Consider the following 21,965-nt stretch of genomic DNA (forward strand, 5'->3'; position numbering starts at 1 on the left):
AATCCTCTTGCTTTAAGATTGTGACGATTATGGTTTTTGAAGCTTGCTGGAGGCTGGCGTACCGAACTTTTGATCGATGAGATCATAGACCGCGTTGTCGTCGGCTTCGCGGCGCTCCGACTCCAAGGCCTCGCGCATGCCGTCTTCCAGCCTGTCGCCCCTGGCGCGCTCCTGAACAACGCGCATTTCGTGAATCTGCTGCATGCCGGTCAGCTGCTTGTCCTTGATCCCGAGCCGGTTGAAGCGATCCGCGTAGCCCTGAGAGAAGGCGTGGTGGACCGGATCCATAGAACCAAGCGCCAGGATGACGCTGTCCATCTGGTCGTTAACTTCTGCGCGCTGGCGGCTGGTTTCGGCAAGATCGAATTCGGCCATCTGCTCCAGATGACGTTGAACGGCCACGAGGCGCTTCAATTTCTGGGAGCGTGTCTCGTCCGCCATGCCGCTACCTGCCGATAAAGACGCTAGCGAAGGACTGGCCGAACTGGCTCACCAGTGCCGCCACGGAGAAATAGAAAAGGAACAGGCCGCCGAGAAGCAGGTACGGGGTCGATATGAAGTACACCGGAATCTGCGGCGCGAGCTTATTGATGAAGCCGATGGCGATGTTGAACATCAGGCCGTAGATCAGGAAGGGGCTTGAGAGCCGCAGCATGATCATGAAGGTCGACGACAGCGTGTCGGTGAACGAGATCAGCGTGCTGCGCATCTGCAGGATGCCTCCGAAGGGCATCGACGTGTAGGAATCCACCAACGCTCGGAACACGATGTGATGAAAGTCCATCATGAACAGGATCATCATGCCGGCGAAGGTGATGAAGCCTGAAAGGCTGCTTTCGGGGGTATCTTCGAAGATGTCGCCGGCGCTCGGCTGCGTGTATCCCACCATCATGGCGATGACACTCGCGGCGAACTGCAGGCCGAGCGTGTAGACCCGAGCGAGCATGCCGTACATCACACCGATCAACGATTCGCTGAAGATGTAACCGATATAGGTGGCGTTCGATGTATGAACGATCGGATAGACCGTATCCCACAGGACCGGAAGGATCGCCAGCGACAGGGCAGCACCGATGAAGACCCGCAATTGCGGCGGCACCCGCGCCGAGGAAAAGCCGGGCATCGCCAGGACGCAGCCGCCGATCCTGCAGAAGATCAGGAACAACGCCAGCACGGTCCCTTGCGGGTCAGTTATCATGAAATAGAGCCCAGAATCTTTATCTCGATGCCCTTGGCGAGCTCTACATGCGAGAGGACCGGGAGCGTTGCGAACAAGCGTTCGATGATCATGCGCACATAGGAGCGGGTTTCCGGCGAAGTGACAAGGGCGAACGGCAGACCGCGATCCATGAATTCACGGATAACTTTCGTTGCCTGCTCGCTGAACTCCTCGAGCATGCGCGGGTCGATGTCGAATTCGATGATCTCGCCCTTGTTGTCGCGCTTCAGAGCCTGATGGAAGGCAAGATCCCACTTGCTGCCGAGTCGCAACACCCGCAGGACGCCGTTGTCGGCAAGATCGCCACACAGCTGCTGTGCCATCCGAACGCGAACGTGTTCGACAATCTGCTCGGTCTTGCGGACATGGGGCGCCAGTTCGGCGACGGCTTCCAGGATGAGATGCAGGTTGCGAATTGATACGCGCTCGGCAAGGAGCAGCTTCAATACGGCTTGCAGACCGGAGTAAGACATATGCGACGAGCAGATCTCGTCCGCCAGCTTCTTGTATTCCGGATCGAGCCTGTCGATCAGCACCTTCACGTCCTTGTAGGAGAGAAGCGCCGGCAGATTGTTGCGGATGACTTCGCTCATATGCGTCAGCACGACGGAAACGTTGTCGATCGGCTGGAAACCTTCGCGCTTCAAGTCTTCGGAAAAAGCCTCAAGGATGGAAACGGCGGGCATGCCGAAGGCCGGCTCTCGAATCTCGTCGCCGGGAATGCTCGGTTTGCGGCCAGAGCCGGTGACAACAAGAACTTCGCCGACGCGCAGCATGTTCGACGCGACCGTCGTGCCGTGGATTCGGATCTGATAGGACTTCTCGGCGATGGCGATGTCGTCGGTCACCTTGATTTCGGGAACGACAAAGCCGTACTGCGTCGCGAACTTCTTGCGCATCTTTCCGACACGGAAGGCAAGCTCCTGATGGGCGCCGAGCAGCCGGGTCGACACCATCTTGCCGAGCGCGAGTTCGATCTCCGAGGTGCGCAGCACCGACTTGACGGAGTCCTTTTCGAGTTCCTTGTTCTGGACGACCTTCTTCTCTTCCTGCTCGCGTCGAGCCTTGTTCTCAGCCTCGACCTGGCGAGGAATGAACCAGGCACCGAAGGCCAAAAGACCGGCAAGGAACATGAAGGGGACGAATGGCAGACCCGGCATGAGGCCGAGGATTGCCATCAGCACGGCGGACACCGAAAGCGCGCGCGGATAGTTGCTGAGCTGATTGACGACCGCCTGCTCGGTGGAACCGACCGTGCCGCCGCGCGAAACGAGAAGGCCGGCGGCGAGCGAAACGATGAGCGCCGGCATCTGCGAGACGAGGCCGTCGCCGACCGAGAGCTTGACGAAAACGTCGGCGGCCTCGCCAATCGGCATCCCGTGACGGAAATAGCCGATGATGATGCCGCCGAAAATGTTGATGCAGGTAATCAGAAGACCGGCAATCGCGTCACCGCGAACGAACTTGGACGCACCGTCCATCGCACCGAAGAAGGAGCTTTCCTCTTCGAGTTCCTTACGCCGGCGCTGGGCTTCCTTCTCGTCGATGATGCCGGCAGAAAGATCGGCGTCGATCGACATCTGCTTGCCGGGGATCGCATCGAGGGTGAAGCGCGCGCCGACTTCCGCAATACGCGTCGCACCCTTGGTAATGACGATGAAGTTGATGGTGATCAGGATCAGAAAGACGATCAGACCGATCACGAAGTCGCCGGACATGACGAGGCTTGCAAACCCTGCGATGACGCCGCCGGCGGCATCATGGCCCTCGTTGCCGTGCGAAAGGATGACGCGGGTCGTCGCGATGTTGAGCGCCAAGCGCGTCATGGTCGCGATCAGGAGGATGGTCGGGAACGACGAGAAATCGAGCGGCTTCTGGATCCACAGCGCCACCATCAGGATCAGCACCGAGAAGGCGATCGAGAACGCCAGGCCCATGTCGATCAGGAATGGCGGGATCGGCAGGAAAAGCACGCAGATGATAACGATGATGCCCATGGCAAAACCGATATCACGTACGCTAAGTCCGGCTTTCGGAAGGGGAAGTGCGGGAGGTTGCGCCATTTCGATTCCGTCTCTTCATGAGAGGTGCGGGCATGATGCCCACCAATTCGGAACGAGAACTAAATGGCGAAGCTTGCGCGAAGGTGGCTCAGAAGCCAGACTGGATGCGCGAAAACACCAGATTGGTGAAAATCGAAATCTGCGATCCGACAAACGGCGCAGAGATGCCGATGGTCACGAGGACGGCCACGATCTTCGGAACGAAGGTGAGCGTTGCTTCCTGAACCTGCGTCAGCGCTTGGAAAAGCGCGATGATCAGACCGACCACCATGGCCGCCGCGACCGCCGGGCCGGCGGACACGAGAACGGTCCAGATCGCTGCCTGGAAGAGGTCAAGTGCATCAGCTTCATTCATTTTCAGGCAACCTCATATCGCCTTGCGGTTCGTCCGACTGGGCCGAACCGCTCTGTCATTTCACCTAGCTCGACGACGAAGTATCTGTCGTCGTCGGCGCCTTGTCGGACAGGGTGATTCCCGCCTGAACGAGGATATTACCGCCATCGGTCGTCGTCGCAATGATGCCGTCGGAATAAACCTTTACCGAGGCGACCGTGCCCTTCACGCTGCCGTCCGCGCTGGTCATGTATTTGCCGATGTAGCTGCCTGCCTGGGTCAGGCTCGAGCTTGCCAGCAACGTGTCCAGCTTGCTGTTCGTCTGGATCGTCTGCTCGACCTGCGAAAAGCTTGCCAGCTGCGACATCTGCTCGCTCGCATCCACCGGATCCGTCGGATCCTGGTTTTTCATCTGCGCGATGAGAAGCTGCAGGAAGTTGTCGTAGTTGAGCGTTGCCTTTTGCTGTGCGCTCGAGTTGCTCGACGACGAAGAATTGTTGACGTTTGATACGCCGTCTACCGCCATGGCGCGATCTCCTTGCGAATCTGCTCGACCATCGTCGGGTGCATTTCCTGGTTGTTGAGAATGCTGTCTTCGATCGAATAGAGGCCGCGGATCGCCTTCAACGCGTCAAAGGCGCGTCCGGTGGAAACCAGACCGTCAATGCGCTTCAGTTCGGCGAGGACTTCCTCGTTCTTGAAGCAGGTCAGCAACATCGTGATCGACTTGCGGAACATCGCCGTCGACTGATCCTTGCCTTCCGGATTGATGAGGATCATCTGCGCGATGAAGTAGAGCTGACGCAGAGGCGTCGTCGCGTCTTCCGGCTGGAGAACGTGGTTTTCAAGAAGGAACGTTACATCGTTCAGGAATTCCAACGCGACCTTGCGATCGACGCGCAAAACCGCACCGTTAATGAAGATCTTTTCCCCGGCTTTTAGCGAGATACGAAGTGTGCTTTTCATTTTAGTCCATCCCTGATGATGGTGGTAACGTCGATAATGCCTTGGTAGTTTGTCGACTGCCGGCGCCTGATCCGATCGCACTCTTTCAAGATCCAGATCGCGATGGAGATGAGGTTCGCCCGCAGCTGGATTTCAAGCTGGTTGTCCGGATGCTTGAGATCCTCGATAAAGCTCACCCAAACACGCCGGGTGTAGAACAATGCATCAATGGCTTCCCGGCTGTATTTCTCTTTGTCCCGTGCAATCGACAGCAGCTCGATGGACCGGTCGAGAACTTGACGCTCCCGCTCCTTCGCATCGGCCACCGAGTCCTCCATGATCTCGGAGTAAGAGAACTGATACATTCATGCATCCTTCTTTGTCTTTCATACCCTTGATCATCAAAGGTAGTTCACGAGACTCAACTGCTGGATTTTCGAGACAATGGTGTAGGCGGTCTCCAGCTGCGTCTGGAGCGTGTTGACCAGCGTCGATGCTTCCGAGGTATCCACGCCCTGGAGATCGACGAGCTTGTTCTGGATGATGCTGGACTGGGCATCGAGGGCATCGTTAGCCTTCTCGACGCGCTCCTGCGAAAGGCCGAGCTGGCTCGCCTGCGTCACGATGCCAGTCGTTGCCTGTGCCGCATAGCCAATCGCCTTCGACGTGACCGTGCTTAGTGCGTCAGCGCTTACATTCTGGCTTGCCAACGCCGATACTGTGATCGAGGCCAGCGCGAAGTAGCGCATGCCGTCCGAGTTGGAGTTGGTCGACGACGTCACGACTTCCGAGTTGCTGATACGGCTCGTCATGTTCTGGTTCGAGGCAGCCGACCAATCGCTCCAAGCAGGCGGCGTCACGTAGGCCGCTGGCGCCACCGGCGTCGGTGCACCGGGCGGCGGGAACGCGATCGGCGTCGAGGTGCCGTTGAAGGTGTCCTGCGAGAACATCGGCTCGACAAAGTTGGTGATGAAGGTGCCCATTTCGGCGCCCGTCAGAGAGCTGACCGGCTTGCCGAGGCCGCTTGCATAAGCCTCCAGGTTGGTCTGAATAGCGGTCGTCGCGGCGGTCTGCTGATTGGTGAGCGGCTGGACATCGGTGTTGATACCCGAGAACAGATACTCGCCGTTGAGCATCGAATTGCCGGTATCCATCAGCTGCGACAGCGCGTCACCGGCAGATTGCATTGCCACCGTGATGCTTGTCTTGTCCTGGCTGCCCTGAAGCGCGGTCAGCTTGGAGACCAGCGCATCGCCGGCCTTCTTCATGCTGTCGAGGCCGAGCTGCGATGCTTCCAACCGCGCTGAGACGACGGAATTGCTGCCCTTGAGAGCCTTGATACGGCTGACTTCGGCCGTGAAATTCACGCTTTTCGCCGCGCCCGAACCAAGCGAGGCACCAATGTCGGCGTAAACGCCGGTCGTTGCTTCGAGAGAAGCGCTAACCAATTGCTTCTGCGACTGGCGGATCGTCAATCGCATTGCGTTCTGAATGGCTGAGCTAGAAATAAATGAACTTTTCATGGCTTAACTCGCTATATCCAGCAATGACTTCATCATTTCGTCGACAGCGTTGAGGATCTTCGTAGCCGCCTTGTAGGACTGCTCGATATCGAGAAGCAGCGTCAGCTCTTCGTCGAGGTTAACGCCAGTCTCGTTGGAATACGCTTCCGTCGAACGCGAGAGCGCCGCGGAGGTGTTCTCGGAGGCCGTCGTTGCATCGCTTCGGTACTGCTCAAGCCAACCGATCGAGTTCGAGGCGTAGTCCATGATGTTGACGTTGGACGACAGCCCGGCGGTGGCCGAGAAGGTCTGCGCGGTGCCCATCTCCGTGTAGAGCGCGTCGAGATTGTCCGAGAAGCCGCTGCTGCCCGTTGTGTTCAGATTGGTGAGGCCCGAGATCGAGCCGTCACGCAACTTCATCGGGTCGCCGCCCTGGTTGGTGATGACGGCGGCGTTCACGGTGATCGTGCCGGCAATGCCGTCGATCACGCCAGGCGCAGTCGGGGTACCGCCCGGCGCTCCAACCGCTGTCTTCCAGACAAACAGGCCGGGCTGCGTGGTAGTGGGGGTGCCGCCGGTTTCCGAGAACATGGTGACGAGCGACTTCGCGATCTCATCGAGCTGCGACTGGAAGGTAGGAGCGATATCATCACGCACCTGCAGCAGCGCTTGCAGGCTTCCCTGAGCCGTGCTCGTCGAGCCCTTGCCGCTGCCGAGCAGCACGCCGTCGATGTAGACGCCGTTGCCCTTCGTTTGAGCGGTATAGGTGTTCTGGGCGACAAACGTGACTGTGCGCGGGATCGTATCGAAGACGACGGTGCCGTCGGTTGTGTAGAGCGCCATATCGCCGTTGTCGCGGTGGACCGCGTTAACGCCGACGATCGAAGAGATCTGCTTGAGCAGCTTGTCCCGCTCGTCCAGGGCATCGGCTGGATTGCCGCCGGTCGCAGTGGCGCTCTTGACGGCGTCGTTCGCCGTCTTGAATTGCGCAAGCAGCGTGTTGAGAGTCGAGACCTGCGTCGCGATTTCCTTGTCGGCGCCCTGACGAACGGCCTGGACGGATTTCGTTGCGTCGTTCAGCGAATTGGCAACGTCTTGGGCTGCTGTAACTGCGCTCTGCGCGGCAATCGTGCTGCTCGGCGACGTGCGGAAAGCCTGCAGCTTTTCGCGGAACGTCGCCAAGTAGTTGGCTGGCGACGTCTCGTAATCGTTGCCGCCCATGATCGATTTCAGGTCGGTCAGCCCGCCCAGCAACGTCTGCTGGCCACTGTCCTGCGCACTCGCCTTCAGCCACTGACGCATCAGCGCGTCTTCCTGCGCGCGGCTGATCTTCACAACCTGCGCGCCACCCAGCGAGGTGGTGATCATCGCCTGCCGGCGCACGTAGTCGCTGTTGCTGGAGTTCGAGATATTGTTCGATACGACACTGCTTTGAGTGCCGGTATTGTTGAATATGTTCTGCGCCGTATTCAGTGCGGAAGTGAGCGACATGGCTTATCCGTACCCTACTTATCTCTTGAGGTTGACGAGGACGTCCATGATGTCGGACCCCGTCTGGAACACCTTGGAATTGGCGGTGTAGCTGCGCTGCGATTCGATCATTTCGGTCAGTTCGCCGGCGAGGTCGACGTTCGAGCTCTCCAGCGCACCCGCTTGGATCGAGCCGAAACCGTTCGTCTGCGGGAAGCCGGTAACCGTCACGCCCGACTGGCCGTTGGCGCTATAAACGTTGCCGCTCATCAGCGTCATGTTGTCCGGGCTGGCGACAGTCGCCAGCGGAACGCGGTAGAGCGGCTTAGACGTGCCGTCCGCGTACTTGGCATATACCGTGCCGTCCTTGTCGATCGTCACGTCCTTGACAGGGCTTGCAGCCTGGCCGTTCGGCGTACCGCTACCCGCGAATTCCGAAGCAAGCTGCGTGAAGCCGCTCACGTCCATCGCGATGGAGCCACCCGTTACCGGGTCGGTGAGCGTCATCGCGCCGGCGGAAGCCATCTTGCCGTTCGCGTCGAAGGTCAACGTCGTCGTACCAACCGCGGCCGACGAATAGGGGAACGATGACGTACCGCCCGTCGCCGCGTCGTCGTGCCGGTAGACTGCGACCTGCCAGGTGCCGGACGTTGCTGCAACCGGCGGCGGACCTGGGGAAGCTGGCGTCCCGGCCGCGGTCTTGGTGAAGTAGAAATCGTACTGCACGGTGTTGCCGAGCTTGTCGTAACCGACCATCGACATCTGCTTCGTGTCGGCGGTGATTGGCGCAGTGTTCGAGCTCGGCAGGTTGCCGGTCGCAACGTTCGCGTTCGAATTGAGGTTTCCGGAGAACGTACCCGTCGTCGAGGCGATCGCCGTCAGACCGGACTGGTTGACGTTGATCGGTACAAGGCCCGAGAAGCCGTTGACGACGACCGAGGGAGCGCCCGAATTGTAGGAGTAGCCCATCAGCTTGAAGCCGGCGGAATTGACCAGGTTACCTTCGGGATCCTTGGTGAAATCGCCGGCGCGAGTCAGGACCGGAACGCCGTCCGGGCTCTGAGCGATGAAGAAACCGTCACCAGAGATCGCGAGATCGTAGCTAGAGGTCGTGTAGGAGATATCGCCCTGCTCAGACACGGACTGGCGAACGGATGTCTGGACGCCACCCGAATTGTAGTTACCCGAGGTCGAGGGTAGAACCAGCGACGAGAAGGCGGTCGAAACGGCCTTGTAGCCCGTCGTGTTTGCGTTCGCGATGTTGTCGGCGACGGTGCTGAGGCGGTTTGCCTGGGCGTTCATGCCGGACACGGCCGTCTTCATGCTGCCAAAAATGCTCATCTGAAAACCTCGATTCCCTTAGTAGGCTTGAAAGTATTTGGTGGGCCTTGCGTGAAGCTGTCTGGAGCTGAACGATCGTCGGGAGAATGCAGCGACAATGCTCAGGCAACACGGCCCGTTCTAAAAAATCAGTTCCAATCAATGCAGTAGCCAAGAAAGCGCTTCGAATCGACCGGATCGAAGCCGAGCTTCTTCCGGAGCTTCTTGCGCAGCTTGGAAATATGACTTTCGACGACGTTCTCTTCGACTTCGTCGTCGAATATTCCGTAGATCGCGTTGAAGATCTGAGTCTTGGTGACGCGACGACCGCGATTTGCGATCAAATATTCGAGGATGCGGCGCTCGCGACGGGGAAGCGCAAAGACTTCGCCGTGAATTTCCGGATCGCGGCCATCGGAGAACACGCGGATTGCGCCGATGTCCGTGTGGCTGGAAATCGCTTTCAGTCGACGTCGAATGGCGGCGGCTCGGGCCAGGATCTCCCGGGGATGCACCGGCTTGCGCACGACGTCGTCGACGCCACAATCAAAAAGTGCAAGCGTGTTTTCCAAGGATGGCTGGTCGCTGACAGCGATAACCGGCGCCATCGTCCGATCGCGAATCGCGCGCGGCAGCTCGAAAGTCTGCTGCCCCTGGCCGATCAGGAACGCCTCGACAGCCGCGATATCAGAATCCGCCGCCGTCTGAACCCATTCGCCGAATTCATTTGGATCAAACCCTGTGGAGGGAATGCCTTCCCGCCCAAAAAGTGAAGTGTAACCATCTTTCACGAGCTCACGCTCATCAACCACTACGATCATTCGTCCGCCTCCGAATCACTTGTGGTACCTCGATGCTCTATGGGTACGAATCGCGCGATTCTGGGACAAGCTGTAGGAACTAATCGACGGGAATTAATAGTTGATTAAGAATTGAGGCGCGATTTGATCTAGATGTAGTAGCAGACCGAAATTATGCACACAAAAATTTCGTGGAAAAGTTAACAAGGTCTAAAATGTGACTTGCCTTGCCACATTGAGACAGATTCTCGCCACAATATGACACATTTCTGCTTTGTTCTGTTTTCTGCTCGCTTTGATTGAGTCAATTCTGGCAGAAGTTGCTCGCATTGGGAGTCCATTTGCCGTAGCCAGTGGCGACCAGATTGGCGATGACCCGGCAGACATATTGCTTTTGGGCGGGGTCGTTGTTGGGTCCGGCGTGATAACGGGCGACCGCCATTGTCCATGTTTCGTGCCGGTCATGGAGGTTGCGAAGGAACCGTGCCGCGTATTCCACATTGCGGCGGGGGTCGAACATCTCCTCTGCCGACCGAAAATTCTCACCATGGTAGTACTGGTTGATCTGCATGCAGCCGATGTCGATCAGCTTCGCACCGGACCTGCGCGCAACGTCAACCTGCCTCAGAGCGTCCTGCTCGGAGGGAGGAAAGAAGGCCTTCCCTTCGATGTTCAGCGCGTAAGGGTAGAGCGATCCCTTGCGACCGGTCTCGGTCAAACCAACGGAATAGAGTATCCCTTCGGGGATGCCATACTTCAACGCGGCGGATTGAATCTCCTGCTCACAGGCGCTGTTCGACGCCCATGCGCTAGAGATAGACGTCGCCACTGCGGCCGCTGCCACCGGCGCCAGGAGAAGTGCCTTCAACACTGCTTTCGCCCGAGCCATTGAAGCCTCCGCCAGTTCGCTGTCCTGATTGATTTTGGCGCTCTCTGGCCTCGCCCTGGCCCTGCTGAGCAAAGGCCTGGCCCTGCTGCTGCGCTTGTGTGTTCGCCTGATTGCCGGTGTCGGAGCGGTCGACGGGCGCCATGCTGATCGTGACGTTGTCGATAGCGTAGCCTTGGCTGCGCAGAGCCTCGATGATCTTGCCGTGGTCTTCCTTGAGCTGTCGATAGGCCGCTCCGGTCTCGACCTTCAGGTCGACGTTGAGCGCGTCGCCCTGAAGCCGCATCGTGGCCGTGACCAGGCCGAGATCGATCGGATTCATCTGGATCTTGAGCGTATTCACCACCTTGCCGGTGCTCGACCACTCAGCGGCGTTCGACAGGGATGAGCTCGCCTGCATGGCCTGCGCCCATTCCGGATCACCGGATATCGCGGCCGTCACCGCGGCAGAATTGGTGTTCTGTGCCAGACCGATATAGCGGCGCGTGTCGAGGACGGATACACTCTCGATGCTGGCCTTGCCGCCGGACTCGGCTGGGGCATCCTTGTCCAAGCCAAGATGCATGTCCATCGACTGGCCGCGGCCATCGGCGCGGCTCAGCCGGAATGTCGTCGCGTCGGTAACGCCAGCAACATCCGTGCCCGGCAGTTGAACGTCACCCGTCGCATCGACGCTGACAGCATCGTTGTGAATGGACGTGTCGTCCTTTTGCTTGATGCCGGCCACCTGCTTGTCTTTGGGATCGGCCATTACCTTGCCGTCAGCCTTTTGGTTCGCAGCCGCCATGGCCGCAAACGCGGCTGCGGCGGTTCCGTCCGTCGGTAGCTGCTTCAATAGGCTGAGAACATCGGAGATGGCATTGTCGTTGTCGCCAGTGTTCGTGACCTCAGTGGCGTCAGTCTTCGGCTCCTTGGCGCCTTTGGCTGGACGGGACGCGACGGCATCCTCCAGCACGTCGGCAGCATCTTCCGGGACGGCCTCATCGTGCTTGCCCGCGGCCTTGGTGGCGCCGCGCTCCGTCTTCTTCGTGTCTTTGTCCACGGAGCCGGACGCCTTCTCTTTCATCTCGGTGTGGGCTGCGAGCGAAGCGCCTCCAAGGTCGATCAATGCCTTCGTGCTCGTATGACGCGGCGCGCTGGACCCGCTGCCGTCTGCCGTCGCTTGCCCTGCCGCGTCATGCTTGCCGCCGCTTGCCTTGTTCAGGACGTCGGAGAACCCTCCTGCGTCCGCATCACCGCCGCTGACCGTCTGACGGCCAGCGCCGGCCGCCGAGGCGGCCCCTGCTCCAGACGCTCCCCCCGAAACGCTGATGTCCATCATCTCAATTACTTTCTTTTTTCAAGAGGCCGTCGATTTCATCCAGCTGCGATCGGCTTGACGTCACGAATGCGCTGAATGACGGGTCGGCGTCCTGCTGTCCCCCAACATTGGATGGCGGCGTTAGATCCGCGTCTCCGACAACAGGACCTGGAGCTGGATTTGGTATATCCCCCTGCTCCGCCTCCGGTGAGGCTGCTGCCTGTTCAGAAGTAATTTCTTGGCTGTAAGATTTAGGGGTCGTCGCTTGCGTCAAGCTTGCCGGATCGGGCGCACGAAGCACTTGTTCCGCAATAGCTTTTGCCGCGGCCCGCAGTGCCTGGTCGCGTGGCGACAACTCCTGGTCCGGGATGGATGAGATGTTCTTCGTGGCCGCGTCGATCTTGTCCGTCGGGATCGACGCCATGCCGCCATAAAAATCCGCCAGCGCCCCAAAGGCATTGTCAGAATCGCCGGAGAGCGTCTGGGCGCGGGCCGCGGCCATCCGTGCGAGATCGCCCTTGCCGGCGATCGCAGCCGCGCGGGCGATGCGAAGATAGACCTCACGCTGCCTCGCCTCATCCATGAAGGAGAGGATGCTGATGACGTCGTCCGCCTTCACTTCGTGATCGTGATAGACGAGCAGCCTTACAAACAAGTCCGCGAACTGGCTGGCATAGGGTGAATGCAGGAAGCGGCGCACATAGCGTTGCGAATAATCAAGTCCCTTATCCACCATGCCGGCTTCAACACAGATCGAAACGGAGCGACGCAATGCCGCCTCCTCGACGATCGTTCCCGGCGCAGTGAGGCGCGCTTGATCATAAAGCTTCAGTGCTTCCATCGGACTCTTGGCGATGGTGACGTTACCGCCGACCAGCGCAAGATAGGGACCGATCTTCTTGTCTTTGTATTCGTTCGCGGTCTCGACAAGGCTCTTGGCGACGAGCAATCCCTTGCCGCTGAGATACTTCCGCAGCACGTCGCTGATGCGGTTGTCGAAGTGACCGTTTACATCCCGGGCGACCAGGTATTCGAGGGTCTCCGGATTGCCGCCACTCATCGCATAGATGAGTGCCGCATCGACGTTGCGATCATCGTCAAACACCGACTGGTCGATCGTACGCAGGCGCTGATCAATCGTGCCAAGCATGAAACGCTGCATCTCGGCGGCCGAGTGATCGCCGAGCACGACGGAATCTTGCACGAACTGCAACGAACGCAGCATCTTGTAAGGCGCGATGTCCTCCTGATCTTCCGCATGCGCGACCGCAGCAGGCCCCACCGCGAGGCCGAGAAGCATAAGCAGAAGACGTTGGTGGTGACGGATCATGACTATCCTTGATCCGCCTGCAGCAATATTTCGATTCGTCTGTTGGTGGCATTGAACGGATCCGCCTGATCCTTCAATTTGCGGTCAGCGAAGCCTGAGACCTGCGAAACCCGCTTCTCGTCGAGGCCGCCACGAATGATCATGTAATAGGCAGCCTGGGCGCGATCCATGGACAGGCGCCAGTTCTCGTTCTCGCCCTTGTACTGGCGACCGTCAGTATGACCCCGGATGACGACAGCGCCGGGCTTGCCCTTGAGGACCTCGCCGATCTTCTCCATCGCAAGCACCATTTCCTTGCGTGGGACGGCCGATCCGATGTTGAACATGGAATCGTCGCTCTGATCGGAAATGCTGACCAGGAGGCCGCCTTCCGATGATGTTACCGTCAGACCTTCGGCGAGCTTGCCGGCTACGCCGCTAATCTGTTGGGCGATTTCCTTTTGCAGCTCTTCAGCCCGTTTCTGCTCGGCGGCCTTTTGTGCCTCAGTCTGCGGCTTTTCCTTGCCGTCGACATTCTCAGACGCCGTGTCCACGGACGATTCAGCCTGTGGAGACTGGCTTTCGGCCGCTTCCTCAGCGTGCTCACTTTGAGCCTTGCCGGTCAGATCCGCCGGATTCTCGGCCTCCGCCTTGGCAACTTCGGTGGCGTCTGCCGCACCATCAACAGGCGTATCCTTCGAGGCGGGCTGCTTCTTGTCGGCATGCGTGACTTCCACCTGCTTCGTCCAGAAATCAGGATCGAAGGGGTCACGATAGGCCTGACCGCCGTCGGCACCAGTTGCCGGACCCGATTCGCTGGCACCGCCCTCGCCCTTGGCGCTGACATTTGCCTGCTGACCGACTTCCTGCGCAATCTCCGCCAGCACGGAATAGGGGTTCTCGAAAAAGTCGGCTTCCGAATAATTCGTCTGGTCGCCGGAGGTCGAGGTCTGGTCATCGCCATTGGCGGCCGATGCGCCTTTGGTCGGTTCGTCCTCTTTTTCCTTCGACTTGTCCTGCTTCTGGTCGCCATCCGCCTGGTCGACCGGCTTCTTCAAGCCTTTTTGCGTGGGCTTCTCGTCGGCGAGCTTGATCGGATTGAAATAGGTCGCGACCGAGGCCTTGGTTTCCTCGTTCGCAGCGTTGACCAGCCACATGACGAGGAAGAACGCCATCATGGCCGTCATGAAGTCGGCATAGGCGATCTTCCAGGCGCCACCATGCGCACCGTCGTGATCACCGCCGCCATGCCGTTTGACGATGATAATCTCGTTCTTGCCGTGATGGTGGTTTTCGCTATCACTCATTCCAGAACTTTCTTCAGGCTCGTCGCCCAGGCTGACATGCGCGTGACAAGGACGGCGTCGTCAAACTCGACGGTCAGGTCGACATCAGCCGTTTCATGATGGCGCAGAAGACCAGCCTTTTCGCCGAGTGTATTCTTCAGCACGTCGAACAGTCGCGTCGGCCCCTTGACCGTCACGGTGCCGACATCACCTTCCAGCAACGCCTCACGCAGGATGCCGGCAAGATCAACGGCAGCCTTTTGTGACAGAACATCGGTCATGACAGGCGCAAGCGCCTTTGCGACCGTCGCGCTGACGAGCTCGGCGAGATCGCCCGCCATCGCGTCGAGACGGGAGGCGATCAGCTCTGCGGCCTCGACCTCGTACCGGTCGCGAAGCTCTTCGACTTCACGCTGGTGCACGAGTGCCACCGTCTGCGCTTCCAGCTCATATTTCTCCGTCAGCGCCGCGGTGGCTTCTGCATAGCCGTCCGCATGAGCGCTGTGGCGTTCTGCTTCGAGATCAATCACGGGTTCGGAGGCGACGTCGGCAAACCCGCCAAAGTCGCCCGCGAAATCATCCGCTTCCGTAACGGGAGCGACGACGGCAGGCTCGCCAAAATCCTTGAGGTACCGAGAGAGCAGCGCGCTCACCGAATCCACCCTTTCGCTGCAGAGGACTGCGACATGCCGTACCCCATCATGAAACTGACAACTCATCCGGCACGGTTTTCGCACTGCGCCTTTGTATCGAAACTAGGGTGTCAAACTTGCGCGAGGATGAAGGGTGGAGCCGGACAAGCTCAACAGCTCCGGCCACTATTGCAACAGGATCAGCACCTTGCTGGCGGCTGTGTTCAGGATCGAGATTGCCTGAACGCCCATTTGTTGTTGCGTCTGGAGCGCCTTCTGAAGGGTCGAGGCTTCATCCATATCGGTGTCGACCAGCGCGCCAACGCCCTTGTCGATCAAATCGGACATGTCGGCGGTATAGGAAACACGATCACTGATACGGGCACTCATCGTGCCGAGGCCGGCCGCGGTCGTTGTCAGTTTCGACAGGATGGAATCGACAACCGCCATCATGTCCTTCAATTGCGCCGGCGTCGTGTTGGCGTCGAGCGCTATTTCGGTTCCGCTCGCGGGCGTCGTCGAGCCCGCATCCAGAAGGTAGTAGTTGCGCGCAGTCGTCGTGCCATCGGAATTCAACGTGTTCGCGTCGACCGTCTTCGTGAGAAGACCGCGATTGGCGTCAGTCATATCGATCATGACGGTCTGGTCGGCCGGAAAATCAATGGTCTGCGCCTGATATTCACCGCTCGTGCCACGCACGAAACCGCCGATCACCGAGCGCGAGATCGGCAGGTTCGTATCGCGGTTGAGCAGCCAGTTCTCACCGGCAAAATTCGTCGTCTGGACAGTCGTCTGCAACTGTCCCTTCAACTCGGTCAGCGTCGTATTGAGCTTCGTCTTGTCGACGCCGGCCTCCTGCGCTGTCACCAAGGTCTTGCGGATCTCGCCCAACTGGTCGATGAGGCTTTCCATCGACGTATAGGCGGTATCGACCTTCGATGCGCCGACGCCGAGCGCGTCGTGAACATTCTGCAGCGAGCTGCTGTCCGAGCGCATGACGCTTGCAAAAGACCAGTAGGTCGCATCGTCGGCAGCCGTTTCGACGCGATAGCCCGATGAGACCTGCTGCTGTGTCGTTGCGACGTCCTTGTTAATGATGCGCAGCGCCGCGAGGGCGTTTACCTGGGCCGAGCTGGTAATTTTGTATGTCATTTTCTGGCTCTGAGTAGGGAAACGGGACAGGCCGGCGACCGGCAGCGACTGACCTGGCGTCATGCCCCCGGCTGGCTTCCCAGGTCCGGTTTGTCGCAAAAACAAATCAACTGTTAAACGAAGTTAACCAAGGCCTTCCACGGGCGCAAGTGCAGCGGCTTCAGTGTCGCAAGCCTCGCGCAATCTTGATTATTGCTTCAAAAACAAAGAGAAAGCCGCATCGACGACGCGGCTTTCCTATCTCTTTATGATACTGCTGGACGGCTTAGTTCTTGAACAGCGTCAGAACGTTCTGCGCGCTGGAGTTCGCGATCGACAGCGATTGGATCGCCAGTTGTTGCTGCGTCTGCAGGGCCGTTAGCTTGCTCGATTCCTCTTCCATATCCGCGTCGACGAGGCGTCCAACGCCCGAGTCGATCGAGTCGCTGAGGTCGGAAACGAAGCTTTCCTGCAGGTCGATGCGGGTCGAGATCGAGCCGAGCTGGGAGGCGGCTTTCGTCATTGCGCTGAGGCCGGCTTCGACAGTCGTCAGGGCAAGGTCGATGTCGCTCGGGCTGAAGCTGCTGATGTTCATGCTGTAAATAGAACCGACGCTGCCCGAGGACGTCCCGATGATGCCGCTGGTGGTGCTGATGGCACCCGTAGTGGTCATGCCAAAGAGGACATTACCGCTGGTGCTGTCATCGAGCACATACTGGGTTGTCTGGACGGAAACCTGGCCATTGGCGTTACGGACGAAAGACGAAACGACGCTCTTCGTCGTGTTGCCTGCAACCCAGTTCTCTCCCGAGAAGGAAGCAGACTGGGCAATGCTCAAGAGCTGCTGCTGGAGCTGCGCAATTTCATCCTGGATCTTGTTCTTGTCGACACCCTTTTCAGTCGCCGCAACAATCTTCGCCTTGATCTCGCTAACGACGTCGATAGAGCTGTCCATCGCCGAATAGGCGGTGTCCACCTTTGCCGCACCAAGGCCAAGCGCGTCGGAAACGGCCGAAAGCGCCTTGTTGTCAGAGCGCATCGTCGTTGCAATCGACCAATAGGCAGCGTTGTCCTTGGCTTCGGCGACGCGGTAGCCGGACGAAACACGGCTCTGTGTCTCTTCCAGGCTGCCATTGATGCTACGCAGGGTCTGGAGGGCGGACATTGCCGCGACGTTCGTCAAAATGCTGGTCATGAAATTATCGCCCCTTATTGGCAAATATTGAAAAGGGACATTCCGGTCCGCCACCGGGGAACGGCAATCAGCTTCATGCCCGCTAACCGCTTCTTAAGGTTGGTTAACATACCGTTTCGTTGACGGCAGAAAACATGAGTTTGGTTAACGCGAAGTTAACAAGCATTAAAAAAGCCGCGCTTGGGAAGCGCGGCTTTCGATTGGCGATCTGTCTGCCGAAACGCCCGGAGGCGCTCCTAGTGTTAGTTGCGGAACAGCGAGAGGATGTTCTGCGAAGAGGAGTTCGCGATCGACAGCGACTGTACAGCCAGCTGCTGCTGGGTCTGCAGGGCGCTGAGCTTGGAGGACTCTTCTTCCATGTCGGCGTCAACCAGGCGGCCGATACCGGAGTCGATCGAGTCGCTGAGCGAGGAGACGAAGTCGGTCTGGATGTCGACGCGCTTCTGCAGCGAACCGAGCTGCGAGCCGAGCGTCGTCATCGCCTTCAGAGAGAGTTCGACGTCGCTGAGCAGGCTGTCGATCTGGCCCTGGGTCGTCGTTGCACTGATCGTGAAGGAGTAGATCGAGCCGGCGGTGTAGTTCGTGCCGGTCGAGCCGAGAATGCCGCCCGTCGCGCTGTTGAACAGGGTGTTCGTGGCGTTGAGGACGTAGTCGGTGGTCTTGACGCTGACCGTGCCGTTGGTGCCGCGGACGAAGGAGGAAACAACGCTGACGGTGCCGCCCGAGTTGTTGACCCAGTTTTCGCCGTTGAACGAAGCAGACTGGGCAACGCTGTAGAGCTGTGCCTGCAGCTGGGTGATTTCGTCCTGCAGCTTCAGCTTGTCGACGCCCTTTTCGGTCGCGGCAACGAGCTTGGCCTTGATTTCGCCGACGAGGTCGATGGCGCTGTCAACAGCGGTGTAAGCCGTGTCGATCTTTGCAGCACCCATGCCGAGGGCGTCGGAAACAGCCGAAAGGGCCTTGTTGTCCGACTTCATCGTGGTGGCGATCGACCAGTAAGCAGCGTTGTCGGAAGCCTTGCCGACGCGCAGGCCAGACGAAACGGCGCCCTGCGTCTTCGACAGGCCGCTGTTGACATCACGCAGCGTCTGGAGAGCGGCCATTGCGGAATTGTTGGTCAGAATGCTGGTCATTTTAATTTGCCCCTTTGGCATAATTGATAGGAAGGGACATTCCGGACTACCGGGAACGACGGTCAGCCTCATGCCTGTTGACCGCTCACTGTGCGCAGTCAACTCGCCGTTTCGATAGGCACATAAAACCCCATCATGGTTAAGAAACTCTGAACCGAAAAATTAAAAATAGTTAAAAAAATCCAACGCTTAGCGGCACCGCATTAACCGGAAATTAAAACATTTACGGCCGGGGCAAGCCCCGGCCGTAAATCTTTTCTCTGATACTGCGCGAGGCTGTTATCAGCCGCGGAACAGCGAGAGAATGTTCTGCGAAGAGGAGTTCGCGATCGACAGCGACTGGATCGCCAGCTGCTGCTGGGTCTGCAGGGCGCTGAGCTTGGAGGACTCTTCTTCCATGTCGGCGTCAACCAGGCGGCCGATACCGGAGTCGATCGAGTCGCTGAGCGAGGAAACGAAGTCGGACTGGATGTCGACGCGCTTCTGCAGCGAACCGAGCTGCGAGCCAAGCGTGGTCATCGACTTCAGAGCGCTTTCAACGTCGCTGAGCAGGCTGTCGATCTGGCCCTGGGTCGTCGTCGAGCTGATCGTGAAGGAGTAGATCGAGCCGGCGGTGTAGTTCGTGCCGGTCGAGCCGAGAATACCGCCCGTCGCGCTGTTGAACAGGGTGTTCGTGGCGCTGAGAGCGTAGTCGGTGGTCTTGATGCTGACCGTGCCGTTGGTGCCGCGGACGAAGGAGGAAACAACGCTGACGGTACCGCCCGAGTTGTTGACCCAGTTTTCACCGTTGAACGAAGCAGACTGAGCAACGCTGTAGAGCTGCGCCTGCAACTGGGAGATTTCGTCCTGAACCTTCGCCTTGTCGACGCCCTTTTCGGTTGCGGCAACGAGCTTGGCCTTGATTTCGCCAACGATATCGATGGCGCTGTCGACAGCGGTGTAAGCCGTGTCGATCTTTGCAGCACCCATGCCGAGGGCGTCGGAAACGGCCGAAAGGGCCTTGTTGTCCGACTTCATCGTGGTGGCGATCGACCAGTAAGCAGCGTTGTCGGAAGCCTTGCCGACGCGCAGGCCAGACGAAACGGCCGCCTGCGTCTCGTTCAAGCCCTTGTTGACGTTGCGCAGCGTCTGGAGTGCCGCCATTGCAGAATTGTTGGTGTTAATGCTTGTCATAAGTCTGTCCCCAAAAACAAAATACAAAAGGAGGACATACCGGACTTCTATACCGGCGATGACGGACCAGCTTCATGCCACTCGGTGCCGTTTTGTTTGCAACCAAACCCGTCATGTCCATCTGAATTTCGCAGCCATTGATTGCCAAGCAGTTAAGATCATTAGGAAACCGCCGCCGACGCCTGCAGTGGTTAACGATGACTGAAGAGATCGCCTCGCCCCGCTGCAACACCGGCTTCATGCAAGCTTCAAATGCTTAGAATGAGACAGCTAGGACCGTGCCCATATGCTCGTGGTCCGGTGCGTCGACGAAATCCCGGCATGGAGTGGGTCTTGAACAGTAGCATTTCATTCGCAGCGGCCTCCAAGGATTACCAGAAGGGCCTCTATCTCAAGTCGCTTGAGGTGCTGAACCAACTCGTCGACACGCAGAAGGACGTCAAGACCTACGTGCTTCTGGCCAAAAACCTTATAAAGCTTGGCTTCAAGGCCGAAGCCGCCGCCGCCTATTCGCTCGCCGGGAAGCTCGATGGTCAGGCGGAGTCGATCTACACACGCGAAGCAGCAATCCTGTATTTCCAGAGCGGCGACGAACAGGAAGCGCTGGCGCATGCCTTGCGCGTGATGAAGTTGGCGCAAAACGACGCCGATCTCGCCTTTGTCCTCGTCTCAATCTACATCAAGCAGGGACGGCTTGATCTCATCAGCCCTTTCAGGCGTGTCATCTCGGAAAGCTCCAATCCGGAACACATCGCGCTCGCGGTTCACGCGTTGACCGACCACATTCTGGATCCGACGAACGAGGCCCTCGTAGCGAACCTCTTCAAGCGATTTCCGGAAATGCCGGCGCTCCGCCTGCTCAATCTCGTCTTTGCGCGGGAGACCTGCGACTACGGCCGCGTCGCCAGCCTCTTTGGTCCGATCGCCGACATGATCGCGAAGCGCGATCTCGAGTTTCTGCGGAAGGACAATCCCTTCTACAATCTGCATTGGTGCGGAGACGAGGCGCTGAACGGCATCGTCTCGCTCAACCCCCTCCTTTCACTGCCGGAACTCGCGGCAAAGCGGCGGTCGTTGCCTCACAAGTGGGGAGAGAAAATCCGGATCGGCTATCTCTCGTCAGACTTCTGGAGCGACCATGCGACGATGAAGCTTCTCCAGCGCGTGCTCGAGCTGCATGACCGCAACCGCTTTGAAATTACCCTCTTCTGCCACTCCGGAGAAGCGTATCTGGCGGCGAACAAGGCCGACCGATCCGCCTGGGGCAATGTCTGCCTGATCCGTGATCTGACCAACGCGGAGGTCGCCGAGAAAATCCGAGAGCTGGAAATCGACATTCTGGTTGATCTGAAGGGGCATACCACTGACGGACGGCCGGATATCCTCAACCAGAGCGTCGCCCCGATCCATGTCTCCTGGCTGGGCTTTCCCGGCAGCACTGTCAACATTGACCTCGATTACATCGTCGGCGATCACTTTGTTCTCCCCGATCGCGCCAAGCCTCACTATCACGAGAAATTTGTTCGGATGCCTGAGAGCTACCAGCCGAACGATCCGACGAACCGCCCAAAGCCGACCCCCACCACGCGGGCGGCGGTCGGATTGCCGGACGATGCATTCGTGTTCGCGTCATTCAACGGCAACCGCAAGATCACGGCTGAGACACTCGATATCTGGTGCAACATCCTCCGGCGGGCGCCGAACAGCGTCCTCTGGCTGATGCTGTCGTCAGTGCGCGCCGAAACGAATATCCGGAACTATGCGAACAAGCGCGGAATCACTTCGGACCGCATCATCTTCTGCCCACGCGTCACCTATCAAAAGCACATCGACCGACAGCAATGCGCCGATCTCGGCCTCGACACCTTCCCGGTCAACGGCCACACGACAACGTCGGAGCAGCTCTGGGGCGGTTTGCCGGTCCTCACCGTCAAGGGTACCAACTTTGCGTCGCGCGTCAGCGAGAGCTTGCTGAATGCCATCGGCTTGCCGGAACTCGTGGCCGCCGATACGCAGGCCTATGAGGAGATGGCTGTGGAGATGGCGCTCGACGCGCAACGCGTCGTCGCCTACAAGGCGCGCCTTAAGCAAAACGCCGGCATCATGCCGCTCTTTGATGCGGATCGCTTCCGGCAGCATCTCGAGACGGCTTACGAAATGATGATCGACCGCGCCAAGCGTGGCCTGGAGCCGGATCATCTCGACGTCCCGGCGCTGCCGCCGCGGACAACGCCTTTCATCACGACCGTGTGAGCCAACCCGACAAA

At 58.8% G+C, this 21,965-nt stretch carries 21 protein-coding genes; 1 reads left to right on the plus strand and 20 read right to left on the minus strand.

The annotated features are described in order from the left end of the window. Window positions 1-27: 27 nt before the first annotated feature. The 20 genes from FHT97_RS04450 to FHT97_RS04545 form a co-directional block, all read right to left on the minus strand. A complete protein-coding gene (locus tag FHT97_RS04450; RefSeq protein ID WP_183860188.1) occupies window positions 28-441 on the minus strand; it encodes a hypothetical protein in 414 nt (137 codons plus the stop codon). A 4-nt stretch (window positions 442-445) separates the two neighbouring features. Then, window positions 446-1,198, minus strand: a complete 753-nt coding sequence (gene fliR, locus FHT97_RS04455) for a flagellar biosynthetic protein FliR (protein ID WP_183860190.1) — start codon at window positions 1,196-1,198, stop codon at window positions 446-448. Continuing rightward, window positions 1,195-3,282 carry a flagellar biosynthesis protein FlhA gene (flhA, locus tag FHT97_RS04460; RefSeq protein ID WP_183752644.1) on the minus strand — a complete coding sequence of 696 codons (2,088 nt, stop codon included), beginning with the start codon at window positions 3,280-3,282 and terminating at the stop codon, window positions 1,195-1,197. Before flhA ends, fliR begins: the two co-directional genes overlap by 4 nt. Window positions 3,283-3,370: 88 nt before the next feature. After that, window positions 3,371-3,637, minus strand: a complete 267-nt coding sequence (gene fliQ / locus FHT97_RS04465; protein ID WP_016552783.1) for a flagellar biosynthesis protein FliQ — start codon at window positions 3,635-3,637, stop codon at window positions 3,371-3,373. A 64-nt stretch (window positions 3,638-3,701) separates the two neighbouring features. After that, window positions 3,702-4,142, minus strand: coding sequence for a flagellar hook assembly protein FlgD (gene flgD, locus FHT97_RS04470; RefSeq protein ID WP_183752646.1), 441 nt, complete (start codon window positions 4,140-4,142; stop codon window positions 3,702-3,704). Then, on the minus strand, window positions 4,133-4,582 hold the full coding sequence (gene flbT, locus FHT97_RS04475) for a flagellar biosynthesis repressor FlbT (RefSeq protein ID WP_016552781.1): 450 nt from the start codon (window positions 4,580-4,582) through the stop codon (window positions 4,133-4,135). Before flbT ends, flgD begins: the two co-directional genes overlap by 10 nt. Further along, the gene (gene flaF, locus FHT97_RS04480) at window positions 4,579-4,926 is read right to left on the minus strand and encodes a flagellar biosynthesis regulator FlaF (protein ID WP_007530128.1); all 348 of its coding nucleotides are present in this window, start codon (window positions 4,924-4,926) and stop codon (window positions 4,579-4,581) included. Before flaF ends, flbT begins: the two co-directional genes overlap by 4 nt. A 36-nt stretch (window positions 4,927-4,962) precedes the next feature. Beyond that, entirely contained in the window at window positions 4,963-6,084 is a 1,122-nt protein-coding gene (locus FHT97_RS04485; protein WP_016552780.1) for a flagellar hook-associated family protein, read from the minus strand. 3 nt (window positions 6,085-6,087) lie between these two features. Continuing rightward, window positions 6,088-7,554, minus strand: coding sequence for a flagellar hook-associated protein FlgK (gene flgK, locus FHT97_RS04490; protein ID WP_183860192.1), 1,467 nt, complete (start codon window positions 7,552-7,554; stop codon window positions 6,088-6,090). Between the two features lie 18 nt (window positions 7,555-7,572). Beyond that, a complete protein-coding gene (locus FHT97_RS04495; protein ID WP_183752650.1) occupies window positions 7,573-8,874 on the minus strand; it encodes a flagellar hook protein FlgE in 1,302 nt (433 codons plus the stop codon). A gap of 128 nt (window positions 8,875-9,002) precedes the next feature. Further along, on the minus strand, window positions 9,003-9,674 hold the full coding sequence (locus FHT97_RS04500) for a response regulator transcription factor (protein WP_016552777.1): 672 nt from the start codon (window positions 9,672-9,674) through the stop codon (window positions 9,003-9,005). A gap of 283 nt (window positions 9,675-9,957) precedes the next feature. Next, window positions 9,958-10,521: a transglycosylase SLT domain-containing protein gene (locus FHT97_RS04505; protein WP_183860756.1), complete on the minus strand. Its 564-nt coding sequence runs from the start codon at window positions 10,519-10,521 to the stop codon at window positions 9,958-9,960. Then, on the minus strand, window positions 10,463-11,860 hold the full coding sequence (locus FHT97_RS04510) for a flagellar hook-length control protein FliK (RefSeq protein ID WP_183860194.1): 1,398 nt from the start codon (window positions 11,858-11,860) through the stop codon (window positions 10,463-10,465). The genes FHT97_RS04505 and FHT97_RS04510 overlap by 59 nt, the downstream gene beginning before the upstream one ends. Before the next feature lies 1 nt (window position 11,861). Continuing rightward, window positions 11,862-13,169, minus strand: coding sequence for a chemotaxis protein MotC (gene motC, locus FHT97_RS04515; protein WP_183860196.1), 1,308 nt, complete (start codon window positions 13,167-13,169; stop codon window positions 11,862-11,864). Window positions 13,170-13,171: 2 nt separating this feature from the next. Beyond that, a complete protein-coding gene (locus tag FHT97_RS04520; protein ID WP_183860198.1) occupies window positions 13,172-14,455 on the minus strand; it encodes a MotB family protein in 1,284 nt (427 codons plus the stop codon). After that, the gene (locus FHT97_RS04525) at window positions 14,452-15,087 is read right to left on the minus strand and encodes a hypothetical protein (protein ID WP_183860200.1); all 636 of its coding nucleotides are present in this window, start codon (window positions 15,085-15,087) and stop codon (window positions 14,452-14,454) included. Before FHT97_RS04525 ends, FHT97_RS04520 begins: the two co-directional genes overlap by 4 nt. Window positions 15,088-15,252: 165 nt before the next feature. After that, on the minus strand, window positions 15,253-16,218 hold the full coding sequence (locus tag FHT97_RS04530; RefSeq protein WP_183752660.1) for a flagellin: 966 nt from the start codon (window positions 16,216-16,218) through the stop codon (window positions 15,253-15,255). Window positions 16,219-16,483: 265 nt separating this feature from the next. Further along, complete coding sequence (locus tag FHT97_RS04535) at window positions 16,484-17,392, minus strand: flagellin (protein WP_183860202.1); 909 nt, start codon at window positions 17,390-17,392, stop codon at window positions 16,484-16,486. Between the two features lie 242 nt (window positions 17,393-17,634). Beyond that, window positions 17,635-18,525 (minus strand): flagellin, encoded by an 891-nt coding sequence (locus tag FHT97_RS04540; RefSeq protein ID WP_183752664.1) that lies wholly within the window; start codon window positions 18,523-18,525, stop codon window positions 17,635-17,637. Window positions 18,526-18,807: 282 nt separating this feature from the next. Further along, window positions 18,808-19,698, minus strand: coding sequence for a flagellin (locus FHT97_RS04545; protein ID WP_183860204.1), 891 nt, complete (start codon window positions 19,696-19,698; stop codon window positions 18,808-18,810). 321 nt (window positions 19,699-20,019) lie between these two features. Between FHT97_RS04545 and FHT97_RS04550 the strand changes: the two genes are divergently transcribed. Then, window positions 20,020-21,951, plus strand: a complete 1,932-nt coding sequence (locus tag FHT97_RS04550; protein ID WP_183860206.1) for a glycosyltransferase family 41 protein — start codon at window positions 20,020-20,022, stop codon at window positions 21,949-21,951. Window positions 21,952-21,965: the final 14 nt, after the last annotated feature.

It is taken from the genome of Rhizobium sp. BK399, assembly GCF_014194695.1.
GTDB lineage: Bacteria > Pseudomonadota > Alphaproteobacteria > Rhizobiales > Rhizobiaceae > Rhizobium.

What these genes read in the sequence shown, in the direction of transcription:
- FHT97_RS04520 (WP_183860198.1), bottom strand. Translation starts at nt 14,455, where the DNA reads ATGAGTGATAGCGAAAACCACCATCACGGCAAGAACGAGATTATCATC.
- motC (WP_183860196.1), bottom strand. Translation starts at nt 13,169, where the DNA reads ATGATCCGTCACCACCAACGTCTTCTGCTTATGCTTCTCGGCCTCGCG.
- FHT97_RS04450 (WP_183860188.1), bottom strand. Translation starts at nt 441, where the DNA reads ATGGCGGACGAGACACGCTCCCAGAAATTGAAGCGCCTCGTGGCCGTT.
- FHT97_RS04510 (WP_183860194.1), bottom strand. Translation starts at nt 11,860, where the DNA reads ATGATGGACATCAGCGTTTCGGGGGGAGCGTCTGGAGCAGGGGCCGCC.
- FHT97_RS04495 (WP_183752650.1), bottom strand. Translation starts at nt 8,874, where the DNA reads ATGAGCATTTTTGGCAGCATGAAGACGGCCGTGTCCGGCATGAACGCC.
- flhA (WP_183752644.1), bottom strand. Translation starts at nt 3,282, where the DNA reads ATGGCGCAACCTCCCGCACTTCCCCTTCCGAAAGCCGGACTTAGCGTA.
- FHT97_RS04545 (WP_183860204.1), bottom strand. Translation starts at nt 19,698, where the DNA reads ATGACAAGCATTAACACCAACAATTCTGCAATGGCGGCACTCCAGACG.
- FHT97_RS04485 (WP_016552780.1), bottom strand. Translation starts at nt 6,084, where the DNA reads ATGAAAAGTTCATTTATTTCTAGCTCAGCCATTCAGAACGCAATGCGA.
- FHT97_RS04540 (WP_183752664.1), bottom strand. Translation starts at nt 18,525, where the DNA reads ATGACCAGCATTCTGACCAACAATTCCGCAATGGCCGCTCTCCAGACG.
- flgD (WP_183752646.1), bottom strand. Translation starts at nt 4,142, where the DNA reads ATGGCGGTAGACGGCGTATCAAACGTCAACAATTCTTCGTCGTCGAGC.
- flaF (WP_007530128.1), bottom strand. Translation starts at nt 4,926, where the DNA reads ATGTATCAGTTCTCTTACTCCGAGATCATGGAGGACTCGGTGGCCGAT.
- FHT97_RS04535 (WP_183860202.1), bottom strand. Translation starts at nt 17,392, where the DNA reads ATGACCAGCATTTTGACGAACGTCGCGGCAATGTCCGCCCTCCAGACC.
- FHT97_RS04500 (WP_016552777.1), bottom strand. Translation starts at nt 9,674, where the DNA reads ATGATCGTAGTGGTTGATGAGCGTGAGCTCGTGAAAGATGGTTACACT.
- flbT (WP_016552781.1), bottom strand. Translation starts at nt 4,582, where the DNA reads ATGAAAAGCACACTTCGTATCTCGCTAAAAGCCGGGGAAAAGATCTTC.
- FHT97_RS04550 (WP_183860206.1), top strand. Translation starts at nt 20,020, where the DNA reads ATGGAGTGGGTCTTGAACAGTAGCATTTCATTCGCAGCGGCCTCCAAG.
- fliQ (WP_016552783.1), bottom strand. Translation starts at nt 3,637, where the DNA reads ATGAATGAAGCTGATGCACTTGACCTCTTCCAGGCAGCGATCTGGACC.
- FHT97_RS04530 (WP_183752660.1), bottom strand. Translation starts at nt 16,218, where the DNA reads ATGACATACAAAATTACCAGCTCGGCCCAGGTAAACGCCCTCGCGGCG.
- fliR (WP_183860190.1), bottom strand. Translation starts at nt 1,198, where the DNA reads ATGATAACTGACCCGCAAGGGACCGTGCTGGCGTTGTTCCTGATCTTC.
- flgK (WP_183860192.1), bottom strand. Translation starts at nt 7,554, where the DNA reads ATGTCGCTCACTTCCGCACTGAATACGGCGCAGAACATATTCAACAAT.